We start from the raw sequence: 12,231 nt of genomic DNA on the forward strand, positions 1-12,231 counted from the left end.
GAATTCCATGCGCCTCAGCCTCCTTGCCGCCCCGCTTCTCGCGCTCGCCGCGACCAGCGCCTTCGCCTCCGGCTTCCCGGTCACGGTCAAAAGCTGTAACCGTAACGTTACCTTTGAGGCCGCTCCGGCCCGCGCCGTCTCGAACGATGTGAACCTCACCGAGATGATGCTGGCCCTCGGCCTCACCGGCTCTATGGCCGGCTATACCGGCGTGTCGGAATGGAAGACCCTCGACGAAACGCTGCGCGCCGGCGTCGCCGAACTGCCCGAACTGTCGCCCGACTATCCCACCAAGGAAGTGCTGCTCGGCGCCGATGCCGACTTCTATTTCGCCGGCTGGAACTACGGCATGAAGGTCGGCGGCGAGATCACACCCGACACCCTGGGCGCATTCGGCATCAAGGTCTACGAGCTGACCGAAAGCTGCATCCACATCATGGATAAGCCCAAGGCTTCGATCGACGACCTCTATGTCGACCTGCTCAATCTGGGCAGGATCTTCGGCGTTTCCGAACGCGCCGAAGCGCTCGTTGCCGGTTACCGATCCGAGCTCGCCGCCTTCACCGCGACGCTGCCGAAGCGGGACACCCCACCAAAGGTGTTCATCTACGACTCGGGCGAGGAAAAGCCCTTCACCGCCGGCCGCTATGCCATCCCCACCGCGCTGATCGAAGCCGCCGGCGGCGCCAACATCATGGACGACGTGGCTTCCAGCTGGGTCGAGATCGGCTGGGAGCCGGTGATCGAGCGCAACCCCGACATCATCGTCATCATCAACTACGGCGAAGTCACCGCCGAGCAGAAGGCCGACTTCATGCGCAACAACCCGGCTTTCAAGGACATTCCGGCGGTAAAGCATAACCGCTTCGTTACGCTTCAATATGTCGAAGCCACCCCGGGCCCGCGCAACATCGCGGCGATCAAGCACCTGGCCGCGGCGTTCGCGGAGTAGTCGAAGCCGGCGCAAGCGGCTCCCCCCTCCCATCCTCCCCCACAAGGGGGGAGGTGCCTTGCCGGTGCGCCTGGCTCGATCGAGCCACAAGCTCCTCTTCACCTCCCCCCTTGTGGGGGAGGCCGGGAGGGGGGAGCCACACGCTCAAACGTCGAGACTAGTCCCCATGTCCCACCGCCACCTCTCCGGCCCGCGCCACGCCCTCATCCACGCCACCCCGGCGCTGGTGCTGGCGCTCGCCGCAATCCTCGTCGTCACCGCGCTGGTCGCCGTCAGCGTCGGCGCCATCGCCATTCCGCTCGACACCGTCTGGTCGGTCGTCGCCCACCACCTCGCCCCCGGCAGCGTCGAGGTGAGCTGGTCGGCCGGGCGCGACAACATCGTCTGGGAGGTCCGACTGCCCCGTGTCATCCTCGGCGCCGTCGTCGGCGCCAGCCTGGCGCTGGTCGGTGCGGCGCTGCAATCGGTGACCCGCAACCCGCTCGCCGATCCGCACCTGCTCGGCATTTCCTCGGGCGCGGCGCTCGGCGCCATCATCGTGCTGCTGCATACCGGCATGTTCCTCGGCCTCGCCACCGTGCCGATCTTCGCCTTCGGCGGCGCGCTCCTGAGCACCGCCATCGTCGTCGGCGTCGCCAATCTCACCCGCTCCACCGATGCCAGCCGGCTGATCCTCGCCGGCGTCGCCGTCAGCTTCATCATCACCTCCGGCGGCAGCCTCGCCATCTTCCTTGGCGATCCGCGCGCCGCCCATACCGTGATCTTCTGGATGCTGGGCGGCCTCGGGCTCTCGACCTGGGCGCAACTGCCCTACCCGCTCGTGGCGCTTGTCGCCTGCGGCGCCTACCTCATCGCCAATGCCCGCAACCTCAACGCCATGACGCTCGGCGACGAAAGCGCCACCACGCTCGGCATTCCCGCCGGCCGTTTCCGCATGGTGGTGTTCATCGTCTCTGCCCTGCTGACCGGCGCTGCCGTCGCCTTTTCCGGCGTCATCGCCTTTGTCGGCTTGATGATCCCACACATCGTCCGGCTGGTGGTCGGCGGCGACTATCGCCGCGTGCTGCCACTCTCGGCTTTGCTCGGCGCCATCTTCCTCGTCCTCGCCGATATGCTGGCCCGCACCATCATCCCGCCGCAGGATCTGCCCATCGGCATCATCACCGGGTTGGTTGGTGGCGGCTTCTTCATCCTGTTGCTCCGCCGCCGCAGTCGCTCCGCTTGACAGCGAAGCAGGCGGAGCCTATTCAACACGAACATTGATCAACGAAAGTGTTGAATATGTACTCTTCCACCGACCCCCTCAGCACCACGCTCTCGGCCCTCGCCGATCCGACCCGCCGGGCCCTGCTGGCCCGGCTGAGCGAAGGCGAGGCAACGGTGAACGAGCTGGCCGAACCGTTCGACATTACCCTCCAGGCCGTGTCGCGCCACCTCAAGGTGCTGGAGACCGCCGGCCTGATCAGCCGCGGCCGCGAGGCGCAGTGGCGGCCCTGCAAGCTCGAGACCGCCCGGCTGCAAGAGGTCGATGGCTGGCTCGCCCGCTACCGCATGTTCTGGGAAGGCAGTTTTGACAAGATGGGCGCCTATCTCGACGAGATCACCAAGGGAGACCAAAATGGCTCCAAGAACTGAAATGCGCACCGACGCGCTGAAGCTGCGCGACGACGAGCTGTTCATCACCCGCAGTTTCGATGCGCCGCTGTCGATCGTCTGGCGCATGTGGCAGGAGCCCGAACACATGATCCGCTGGTGGGGCCCGGAAGGCTTCACCGTCACCGACCTTAGCTCCGACTTCCGCCCCGGTGGCGCCTGGCGGGTCGGCATGACCTCGTCGATGTTCCCCAAGAGCTGGTCGAGCGGCAAGTATCTCGAGATCGAGCCGCAGCAGCGGATCGTCCTCCGCTTCGCCTGGGACGAAGGGGCCGGCAACACTGTCCCCACCACCATTACCGTGCAGTTCGAGGAACGCGCCGGCCGCACCACGCAGCACTTCCACCAGACCCCCTTCACCTCCGTGGCCTCGCGCGACAGCCATGTCGGCGGCTGGAACTCGCTCTTCAACAAAGAAGAGCAATACGCTGCGGCATTGGCCAAGGGCATCCAGCTGCCCCAGCTGACCTGACCTCATCACCCGGTGGGGGTGCTCTTCCCGAGCCGAGCCATCCCCACACCAGATGCGACTGCCCTTGTGGGCAGGGATCACCGGCGGGGGTGGCCACAGGCTCAGACGTCCATGCTAAGCTCCGTGTCGAACCTGCGGAGCCCTCCCCCATTCCCGACTCTCTCCACATCGGTGGCGCCGTACATCTCCCGCTGTCGGAGATCTCGATCGACTATATCCGCAGCCCCGGCCCGGGCGGGCAGAACGTCAACAAGGTGTCGAGCGCCGCGCAGCTCCGCTTCGATCTCATGGGCTCCCCCTCGCTGCCCGAGCCGCTGAAGCATCGCGCCGCCGCCCTCGCCGGCAGCCGCCTCACCACCGATGGCGTCATCGTCATCACCGCCAACCGCCTGCGCAGCCAGCCGATGAATCGCGACGACGCCATCGACCGCCTCGTCGCCATCCTGCGCGAGGCCCTGGTGCCGCCAAAACCCCGGCGCCCGACCCGGCCGACCCTCGGCTCGAAGCAACGCCGCCTCGAGGGCAAATCCCAGCGCGGCGCCACCAAGAAGCTGCGCAGCGTCAAGAGCTGGGACTGACGCTCGGTCAGACCTACGGTGGGAGGATCTTCGCTCGCCGTCCCGCGGCGGCCTCTCTCGCCGTCCCGCGGCGGCCTCTCTTGCCGTCCGCTCGCGGTCGCCCTTCGGCGATCCGTCCTGTCAGCAAAATTGCCGGAACGATCCGCTATGAACAGGTGGACCCCGACGCATGGCGGCATCGGGGTCCGAGCAGTCACCTAAAACGCCGGCAGCTGGGAAGCTCCTGGCGCCGTGCCTCTAGGCGGGGAGCCCTGAGGCACCCGACAAATTACCACGAATGCGCTTCGCTTCCCAGCGGCGTCGGTTCCCGGTGGTGCACGCCATACACCTGCCGTAATTTGTACCCCAATCTGGTTTGCGTCACAAACCAGAGTCGCCGGCCATGTCCGACCTCGACAAAGCCCTCGCCGATATCGTCGAGATCAAGTCGCGCCTTGCTCAGTCGAGCGAGTTCCTGGGCCTCGGCCCGGCCGCCCTTGCCACCTCGGGCGTCCTCGCCTTCGCCGTTGCGGCGCTGCAGTCGGTGCTGCCGGGCGCCGCCGAGCCCATGGCCTACTTCACCGGCTGGGTGCTCACCGCCATCGTCGCCGTCGCGCTGATCGGCGCCGAGATGCTGCGCCGGGCCCAGCGCCACCATGCCGGCCTCGCCGACCAGATGATCCGCGAGGCGGTGCTGAACTTCGTGCCGGCAGGCGTTGCCGGCGCGGCGCTGCTTGCCTTCTTCGCCCGCTTCGCCCCCGAGCAGCTGTGGCTGGTGCCCGGCCTGTGGCTGATCCTCGTCAGCCTCGGCATTTTTGCCGCCGCCCGCTCGCTGCCGCGCGCCATTGCGCTGGCCGGCGCCTGGTACCTGCTGTCGGGCTTCACCGTGCTGCTCTTCGCCGCCGGGGACCATAGCCTCTCGCCCTGGCATATGGGCCTGCCCTTCGCCATCGGCCAGCTGCTGGTCGCAGGCATCGTCCGCCGCGCCTCGGAGGCCGCCAATGTCCGCTGAGCCCGACGCCCCCTTCGCCTATGACGGGCTCGATCGCGTCATCCACGAGAAGGCCCGCCTCGGCATCCTCACCTCGCTGGTCAGCCGGCCCGACGGCCTCGCCTTCAACGACCTGCTGCGCCTCTGCGGCCTCACCCAGGGCAATCTCAGCCGCCACCTCGCCGTGCTGCAGGAAGCGGGTCTCGTCGACATCCACAAGGGCTATATCGGTAACCGACCACTGACCGAAATCCGCCTCACAGCCGCCGGCCGCCAGCGTTTTCTCGACTATCTCTCGGTGCTCGAACGCGTCGTCCGCGACGCCTCGGCCAGGGCCGAACAGGCTGCGCCGGGGAAGCCGCAGGTGGCTTGAAGTGCAGACTGATAGAGACGGCCCCCTCCCGGCCTCCCCCATAAAGGGGGAGGTGAAGAGTCGAGGCCCTGGCCTTGATCGTGCCGGTGAACCGGCGGGGCACCTCCCCTTTCATGGGGGAGGATGGGAGGGGGCCGCCTCTATCGGTTGATCACCGTCAACTCGTAACCAAAGACTGACCAATTCATGCCCACATCGACGCTCAAGAGGTTTACAATGCAAACCACTCCCGACCACAAACTCCACGTCGCCATCATCATGGACGGCAATGGCCGCTGGGCCGAGGCGCGCGGCCTGCCTCGTCCGGCCGGCCATCAGGTCGGCGCCGATACCGTGCGCGCCATCGTCCGCTCGGCCATCGGGCACGATATCGGCGCGTTGTCGCTCTACGCCTTCTCCACCTATAACTGGCGCCGCTCCGAGGCCGAGGTCGCCGGCATGATGGCGCTGCTCCGCCATTTCCTGCTGGTCGAGGCCCGGCAGCTGCGCGACGCCAATGTCCGCATTTCCATTCTCGGCCGCCGCGATCGCCTGCCGCTCGGCCTGGTGAAGGCCATCGCTGCCGCCGAACGCAGCACCGCCGCCTGCACCGGCCTGCACCTGCGCGTCGCCATCGATTACTCCGCCCGCGACGCCATCCTCGCCGCCGCGGCAGCGGGACCCGAGGCGATTGCCGCCGAGCTCGGCACCGAGGATGTCGATTTCCTCATCCGCACCGGCGGCGACCAGCGGCTCTCCGATTTCATGCTGTGGGAATGCGCCCAGGCCGAGCTCTACTTCACCCGGGTGAAATGGCCCGATTTCGGCCCCGCCGAGTTCGACACCGCGCTGGCGGAGTACGGCACGCGCGTGCGCAGCTTTGGCGGCAATGTCGAACCGGTAAGGGCATTGGCCTAGCACTCGCGATTGGGGCGGATCGGTCCAGTGATGGGGCAACATTGGGCCCCACCCACCGGCGTCATCCCCGCGCAGGCGGGGACCCAGTGGGACCTTTCAGCCTCAGCGGGTGCTGCAGCTTCCCACTAGGTTCCCGCCTGCGCGGGAATGACGTCCGTGTGTGTTCCGCCGCTTCGCGGGTGCATTCACTTCGCAAACCCTAAGGCCGCTGGAACGTCTCGTATTTCGCCTCGCCCACCCGCTCGAATACCTGGATGTTGAGCCCGCCCGGCGTGGTGTCGTTGCGCAGCGCCCGCATCGCCGTCGCTGCGCCGTTGTCCTTGAACAGCTTGTGCCCGGCCCCGACGATCACCGGCGCCACCACCAGGCGCAACTCGTCGACCAGCCCCGCCGCCAGCAGCGATCCGGCAAGGCTGCCGCTGCCATGCACCTGCAGCTCGCCGCCATCCGGCGCCTTCAGCGCCTCGACCTGCTTCAGCACATCGGCACCCAGCACCGTCGCCGGTCCCCAGCTGGTTGCCTTGAGCGTCGCCGACGCCACGTATTTCGGCAGCCGGTTCATCATCAGCCCGATGGCATCATCCGGCTTGTTCATCTCCGGCCAGTCGCGCGCAAAACTCTCATAGGTCCGTCGCCCGAGCAGCAGGCCATCGGCCTGCTCCAGCCAGCGGCGCGCCTGGTCGAGAAAGCCCTGCTCGAGATAGGGCACGAACCACCCGCCCCTAGAAAAGCCGTCGCTGCGGTCCTCGTCCGGGCTGCCCGGCCCCTGATAAACGCCATCCAGCGAGACGAAGGTCATGACCACAAGTTTCATTTTCAAGCTCCAACACTATGCCTTTTGGCTAACTATCAACGGCAGACACTTAGCGCAACGGCTAAGTGATGCCCGCACCAAACACTTAGCCATTGCGCTAAGCATTATCCGATGCTAGTCGTCGCCCATGCATGCGGGCACCGAGCAACTCGACGGGATTTTCCAGGCTCTTGCCGATCCGACGCGGCGGGCCATCCTGACCCGCCTCGGCGGCGGCCCGGCCGGGGTCGGCGAACTGGCAAAACCGTTCGACATGGCCCTGCCCTCCTTCATGAAGCACATCACCGCGCTCGAGCAGAGCGGCCTGATCCGCACCTCGAAAACCGGCCGGGTGCGCACCTGCACCATCGAGACGGGCACGTTCGAGCTGGTCGACGGCTGGCTGAGCCAGCAGCGCCGGCTGTGGAACGAGCGCACCGACCGGCTCGAGGCCTTCGTTACCAGGGACAAGACGTGACCCAGATATTCGACCCCGAGCGCGACCTCACCATCGAGCGCTTCATCCGCGCGCCCCGCACCGCCGTCTGGAACGCCTGGACCGAGCCGCGGCAGTTCGAACAATGGTGGGTGCCCGCGCCGGCCAGATGCCGCGCCGTCCGCTTCGAGCCGGTGGCCGGCGGTGCGCTGGTCACCGAGATCAGCGAAGACGGAAAACCCTTTGCGCCGCACATGAACGCCTGCTTCCTGCTGGTCGAACCGCAGCACCGCCTCGTCTTTACCGATGCCCTGCTTGGCGGCTGGCGCCCGGCGTCCAGCAGCTTTATGTCGGCCGAAATCACCCTCGACGAGGTGAATGGCGGCACGCAATACACGGCCCGCGTCATGCATTCCGACCGCGCGACGCGCGACAAGCACGCCGAACTCGGCTTCTATGACGGTTGGGGCACCGTCATCGAGCAACTGGCGAAGTTCGTCGAAGTCCCGACCAGCTAAGCGGTCTGGGATTATTCCTTGGGGGAGGAATGAGGTGAGCGAAGCGGAACCGGCGCAGCCGGTATGGATCTATGTCGATGTGGTGTGCGACCTGTTCCACCACGGTCACGTCGAGTTCTTCCGCCGCGCCCGCGCGCTCGGCGACCGGCTGGTGGTCGGCCTCGTCGGCGATGCCGACGTCGCCAGCTACAAGCCGCCGCCCATCCTCAGCTTCGAAGAACGCCGCGCCGTGGTGCAGAGCTGCCGCCATGTCGATCGCGTGCTCGCTACGCCGGCGCCGCTGCACTGCACCCGCGCCTTCCTGAACGAGATCGGCGCGCACTATGTCTGTCACGGCGATGACATGAGCGAGGAGCAGCTGCTGTTCTGGTACGGCGACCTCGCCCGCACCGGCGGCTTGCGCCAGGTGCCCTATACCACCACGATTTCCTCGCGCCAGATCGTCAGCCGGGTGGTTGAGAGGTACAAGGCCGGCACCTTGCGGGATGGTTAGAGCCTGCCGCGCCATCGCAGTGGCTCCCCACACCCCCTCTCTTGCGAAAACTAAGGACTTAGCTGCGCTAAGCCCAAGTTTTCGCTTTCTCCCCCGCCAAGGGGGAGAGTCCCGACTGGTACTCCGGCACAAGTGGGAGGCACGGATCATCTCCCCCTTGGCGGGGGAGAAAGCAAGATCTTAGGTTTAGCCGTTTTGCTAAGCCTTAGATTTTGCCAGAGAGGGGGCCTTGCAGGGCACGATGGCTCCGCCGGCACACCTACCCCACCTTCCGCCCCCGCGCATCCGTGCGGATCCTACGCACCGCAATGATCCGCATCATCCGCTCCTCCCGGTGGTTCCACCAGGTCGATTTCTCCTTGCTGCGCCAGCCGCGATAGTACTGGTCGAGCACCGCCAGAGGCTGCTCCGGCTCCCGTAACTCTATACCTTCGAACATCACCAGCCGCCCCGGCAGCAGCAGCGCCGGCTCGAACGGTGGCGCCTCCCAGGGACCACCCGTCGCGCCGGGCTGGTAGACGAAGATGTCGATGAACGGAAAGCTCCAGTCCATGCCGGGTATCGGCGGCCGGGCCGGGTCGAACACCTTCAGCATCGAGGAGAGCTGCAGCACCCGCAGCCCCGCTGCCTCGAGCGCCGCCGTGAGCACCGGCACGCGCTCCGCCTCGAACAGCGCCAGGTCGACATCGTCATCCCACGGCAGGATGCGGCCCTCGCGCACATGCCCCAGCAGCGTGCCCCAGAACAGGTAGAGCGGCGCCTCCACCGCAGCGCCGGCCGCGGCGATCCGCGACAGCAGGTCCCGGGCCTGCGCCAGCGGCGCAGGCTCCCACACATTGGCGAATGGATCTTCGGCGAACCGCCCGGCATCCATCTCGATCTGCCGCGGCTGCAACCGGCGGCCCAGCCACATCACCGCTCGCTGCAGCCGCGGGAGGCCGCGGCAGCTCCGATGCAACGCGCCCCATGGCTCGAACAGCACCGGCCCCATGTCGCCGCTGAACTTCTTCATTGTCCCCCGCCCCCGAACGGCGCGCCGGACAAGCCCCCGCGCGTCAGCCCATCCAGTCTTTCTGGATCGGCGCGATGCCGGCCACAAGCTCCCGGCTGAAGAATGCCTGGGTGTACGGCGCCGCCATATGCAGGTCGAGCGCTGCCTGGTCGACGAAATCCTCGACCAGCAGGAAAGCGTGTTCGTCCCCGAGTCCCTGGAAGAAGCCGAACTCGGCGCAGCCGGGTTCCGTCACGGTGGCCCGCTGCAACTCCAGCAGCGCGTCGCGCGCTGCCACTGCCTGCCCCGGCTTTGCCTCTATCCTCACCACGCGTCGCTTGTTCATCGCATTCTCCGTTGTTGATGAACGCGAAACTTGCATGCCCGCACAGCTGTGCGAAATTCCCCAATCGAGCACACCGACTGTGAGAATTTTGACATGCTGGACTGGCAGGACCTTCGCCACTTCGTCGCCCTGGCCGACGCCGGAACCCTGCTGGGCGCCGCCCGCTCGCTCGGCGTCGAACACGCCACCGTGGCGCGGCGCGTCGCCGCGCTCGAAACCGAGCTCGGCCAGCGCCTGGTCGATCGCCGCTCCGGCCGCTACCTGCTCACCCCGGCCGGCGAAGATGTCGCCGCCACGGCGCGCCGCATGCTGGCCGAAACCCTGTCGCTCGAACGCACGCTGCTGGCCGGCTCCCGCTCCGCCGCCGTCGAGGTGGCCATCAGCACCCCCCCGGTGATCGCCTCGCACCTGGTCGCCCCGCGGCTGGCTGAGTTCCACCGCGAGCATCCGGCCATCCAGCTGCAGCTGCTGGGCGAAAGCCACGCCGCCTCGCTGACGCGGCGCGAGGCCGATATCGTGCTCCGCCTGTCCCGGCCCGAAGACAATACCCTGGTGGTCCGCCGCGCCGGCGCCGTCACCTACCGCGCCTATGCCACCTCCGCCTATCTGGCGGCCCATCCGGTGGCCGAACGCTTCTTCATCGGGCTCAGCGCCGATCTCGACGGCACGCCCAACCAGCTCTGGCTAAAGCAGCTGGCCGGCCATCGTCCGATGGTGCTCCGCAGCAATGACCTGGTCACGCAGTGCGCCGCTGCCGGCGCCGGCCTGGGCATCGCCGTGCTCCCCGACTTCCTGGCCCGCATTACCGCCCCCGGGCTGGTCGAAGCCGAACCCGGCAGCTTCCGCCGCGACGCCTGGATCGCCTACCATCGCGACCTCAGGGGCGCGCCGCAGATCAAGGCCACCGCAGCGCTGCTCGCGGCCTGTCTCGGTGCCGCCGCACCCGCCTAGCCGTCAGCCCTCCTCGCGGTCGCCCGACCCTTCCGGCACCGAGCGCCAGACCAGCAGCGCCAGGGCGACCAGCGGGATGCCGATCAGCGGCAGGGCTGTGGCGCCCCAGCTGTCGAGCACGATGCCGCCCAAAGCCGCCGCCACCGCCATGCCGATCATGAAGGCCGACATGTTGAGCGAGATCGCCACCGGCACGGCGCCCGGCGCGATCTGCGCCATGTGGCTGGCCACCGCGATCGAATAGGTCCGGCCGACAAAGCCCTGCGCCCCGACCGTCAGCATCAGCGCCGGCAAAGCCAGGTCCTTCGGCACATAGGCGAGGCCGAAAAACACCGCCATCACCACGATCACCGCCAGCCCGGCGATCGTCGCCGTCCTGCCGCTGCCGAACCGATCCGACATCCTGCCGGCGGTGGCGCTGCAGGCGATGGCGCCGATGCCGCCGGCCAGCAGCACCAGCGGCAGCGTTTCGTAGCCGACGCCCACCGCCGCCATCAGCGCGCCGATATAGACGATCAGCGGCGACGAGCCGATCATGAACAACAGGGTCGAGAGCAGCGCGCGGCCCACCCCGGGGTTGCGCAGCACCCGCAGCCGGTCGCGAATGCTCAGCGTGTCGCCCAGCATGCCGCGCGGCAGCCGCACATACAGCGCCGTCGCCGCCAGCCCGGCCATGATCGCCAGCATCACATAGACGACGCGCCAGCCGAACTGCGCCGCGATCCACGCCCCGAGCGGCACGCCGGCCAGCGCCGCGATCGCCTGCCCCATGCTGATCACCTGCATGTAGCGGCCGCGCTTGCCATAGGGCGCGATCATCGCCGCCGTCGCCATCGCGGTGCCGGTATAGGTCCCGGCCACCACCGCCAGCGCCGTGCGCACCACGACCAGCGCCTCGAACGTAGTCGACAGCACGATCAGCAGCGCGCAGAGCGCAAAGCCGAACTCGGCCCCGGCAAGAATGCGCCGCCGCCCCACCCCGCCGAGCAGCAGCGCCAGCAGCGGCGGCCCGAACGCATAGGCCAGCGAATAGAACAGCACGACGAGACCCGCCTGCCCCAGGCTCACCCCGAGGTCGGCGCCGATCAGCGGCAGCAATCCGGCGATCAGGCCTCCTTCAATGGCCCCGACAAATGCTGCCAGCGCCAGCCAATGCAGCCGCGAATCCATGTTTCTCCCTCGGGAGTATTCTTGAGGGTCCCGGCCGGCAGGGGAAAGGGCAAATTGCCCACGGCGGCACATCAAATGGTAGCGGTCCCAATCGCGTTGCTTAGGCTGGATCCAGCCACAAGCACCGGCCCCCACCTCCCCCTTGACGGGGGAGGCAAGCAAAGCTTGCGAGCGCAAGCGAGCTAGCTGTCGTTTCCAAGCAGGTTGTTCAGTCTTTGGGCTGGTGGTACGTGGCCGATTGCTGAGTGGGGTCTGCTGGTATTGTAGGCGACGATCCATTCGAACATGGCGGTGTGTCGGTGGGCTGATGAGGGGTATGGCCTGGCATAGGCCCATTCTCGGAGCGAGGACTGGATGAAGCGCTCGGCCTTGCCGTTGGTCCTGGGGGTATAAGGTCGGGTGCGGACGTGGCGGATGCCGGCCTGCTGCAAGGCACTGGCGAAGAGCTTGGAGCGATATGCCGAACCGTTGTCGGTCATGACCCGCTCGACGGTGACACCCAGCCTGTTGAACCAGGCCAGCGAGCGCTCGAGGAAGCCGATGGCATCGGCTTTGCCTTCGGAGGGCAAGATCTCGGTATAGGCCAGCCGGCTGGCATCATCGACGGCGACATGCAGATAGTCCCAGCCGAGCCGACC

17 protein-coding genes are annotated in these 12,231 nt (G+C 67.3%); 12 read left to right on the forward strand and 5 right to left on the reverse strand.

What is annotated here, in order from left to right; genetic code table 11:
- Positions 1-7 precede the first annotated feature (7 nt).
- The 8 genes from AC1ROK_RS15310 to uppS all read left to right on the forward strand — a co-directional run bounded on the left by AC1ROK_RS15310 (position 8) and on the right by uppS (position 5,895).
- Positions 8-952, forward strand: coding sequence for an ABC transporter substrate-binding protein (locus AC1ROK_RS15310; protein WP_492848332.1), 945 nt, complete (start codon positions 8-10; stop codon positions 950-952).
- A 166-nt stretch (positions 953-1,118) separates the two neighbouring features.
- Positions 1,119-2,177: a FecCD family ABC transporter permease gene (locus AC1ROK_RS15315; protein ID WP_492848334.1), complete on the forward strand. Its 1,059-nt coding sequence runs from the start codon at positions 1,119-1,121 to the stop codon at positions 2,175-2,177.
- Between the two features lie 56 nt (positions 2,178-2,233).
- Entirely contained in the window at positions 2,234-2,587 is a 354-nt protein-coding gene (locus AC1ROK_RS15320) for an ArsR/SmtB family transcription factor (RefSeq protein ID WP_492848336.1), read from the forward strand.
- Complete coding sequence (locus AC1ROK_RS15325; RefSeq protein WP_492848338.1) at positions 2,571-3,077, forward strand: SRPBCC family protein; 507 nt, start codon at positions 2,571-2,573, stop codon at positions 3,075-3,077. Before AC1ROK_RS15320 ends, AC1ROK_RS15325 begins: the two co-directional genes overlap by 17 nt.
- 89 nt (positions 3,078-3,166) lie before the next feature.
- Positions 3,167-3,655, forward strand: a complete 489-nt coding sequence (gene arfB / locus AC1ROK_RS15330) for an alternative ribosome rescue aminoacyl-tRNA hydrolase ArfB (protein WP_492848339.1) — start codon at positions 3,167-3,169, stop codon at positions 3,653-3,655.
- Between the two features lie 382 nt (positions 3,656-4,037).
- Positions 4,038-4,646, forward strand: coding sequence for a hypothetical protein (locus tag AC1ROK_RS15335; protein WP_492848341.1), 609 nt, complete (start codon positions 4,038-4,040; stop codon positions 4,644-4,646).
- Complete coding sequence (locus AC1ROK_RS15340) at positions 4,636-4,998, forward strand: transcriptional regulator (RefSeq protein ID WP_492848343.1); 363 nt, start codon at positions 4,636-4,638, stop codon at positions 4,996-4,998. The genes AC1ROK_RS15335 and AC1ROK_RS15340 overlap by 11 nt, the downstream gene beginning before the upstream one ends.
- Before the next feature lie 216 nt (positions 4,999-5,214).
- Entirely contained in the window at positions 5,215-5,895 is a 681-nt protein-coding gene (uppS, locus tag AC1ROK_RS15345; RefSeq protein ID WP_492848345.1) for a polyprenyl diphosphate synthase, read from the forward strand.
- A gap of 199 nt (positions 5,896-6,094) precedes the next feature.
- Here uppS and AC1ROK_RS15350 read toward each other — a convergent pair whose 3' ends face one another.
- On the reverse strand, positions 6,095-6,709 hold the full coding sequence (locus AC1ROK_RS15350) for a dihydrofolate reductase family protein (protein ID WP_492848347.1): 615 nt from the start codon (positions 6,707-6,709) through the stop codon (positions 6,095-6,097).
- 127 nt (positions 6,710-6,836) lie between these two features.
- On the opposite strand from AC1ROK_RS15350, the gene AC1ROK_RS15355 reads away from it, so the two are divergent.
- The 3 genes from AC1ROK_RS15355 to AC1ROK_RS15365 are packed head-to-tail and all read left to right on the forward strand — an operon-like array spanning position 6,837 to position 8,135.
- Positions 6,837-7,166 carry an ArsR/SmtB family transcription factor gene (locus AC1ROK_RS15355; protein ID WP_492848349.1) on the forward strand — a complete coding sequence of 110 codons (330 nt, stop codon included), beginning with the start codon at positions 6,837-6,839 and terminating at the stop codon, positions 7,164-7,166.
- Positions 7,163-7,642, forward strand: coding sequence for an SRPBCC domain-containing protein (locus AC1ROK_RS15360; protein ID WP_492848351.1), 480 nt, complete (start codon positions 7,163-7,165; stop codon positions 7,640-7,642). The genes AC1ROK_RS15355 and AC1ROK_RS15360 overlap by 4 nt, the downstream gene beginning before the upstream one ends.
- A 34-nt stretch (positions 7,643-7,676) precedes the next feature.
- Entirely contained in the window at positions 7,677-8,135 is a 459-nt protein-coding gene (locus tag AC1ROK_RS15365) for an FAD synthase family protein (RefSeq protein ID WP_492848353.1), read from the forward strand.
- 259 nt (positions 8,136-8,394) lie between these two features.
- Here the strand turns inward: AC1ROK_RS15365 and AC1ROK_RS15370 are convergent, their stop codons facing one another.
- Positions 8,395-9,147 carry a LicD family protein gene (locus AC1ROK_RS15370; RefSeq protein WP_492848355.1) on the reverse strand — a complete coding sequence of 251 codons (753 nt, stop codon included), beginning with the start codon at positions 9,145-9,147 and terminating at the stop codon, positions 8,395-8,397.
- Positions 9,148-9,190: 43 nt separating this feature from the next.
- Entirely contained in the window at positions 9,191-9,472 is a 282-nt protein-coding gene (locus AC1ROK_RS15375; RefSeq protein ID WP_492848357.1) for a putative quinol monooxygenase, read from the reverse strand.
- Between the two features lie 93 nt (positions 9,473-9,565).
- On the opposite strand from AC1ROK_RS15375, the gene AC1ROK_RS15380 reads away from it, so the two are divergent.
- Positions 9,566-10,423 carry a LysR family transcriptional regulator gene (locus AC1ROK_RS15380; RefSeq protein ID WP_492848359.1) on the forward strand — a complete coding sequence of 286 codons (858 nt, stop codon included), beginning with the start codon at positions 9,566-9,568 and terminating at the stop codon, positions 10,421-10,423.
- Between the two features lie 3 nt (positions 10,424-10,426).
- Here the strand turns inward: AC1ROK_RS15380 and AC1ROK_RS15385 are convergent, their stop codons facing one another.
- Together AC1ROK_RS15385 and AC1ROK_RS15390 are read right to left on the reverse strand one after the other, a co-directional pair.
- On the reverse strand, positions 10,427-11,593 hold the full coding sequence (locus tag AC1ROK_RS15385) for an MFS transporter (protein ID WP_492848361.1): 1,167 nt from the start codon (positions 11,591-11,593) through the stop codon (positions 10,427-10,429).
- A gap of 182 nt (positions 11,594-11,775) precedes the next feature.
- A partial coding sequence (locus tag AC1ROK_RS15390; RefSeq protein ID WP_492848363.1) for an integrase core domain-containing protein occupies positions 11,776-12,231 on the reverse strand: 456 nt, incomplete at its 5' end.

The sequence above is a fragment of the Devosia sp. GW821-FHT12F11 genome (assembly GCF_058806655.1).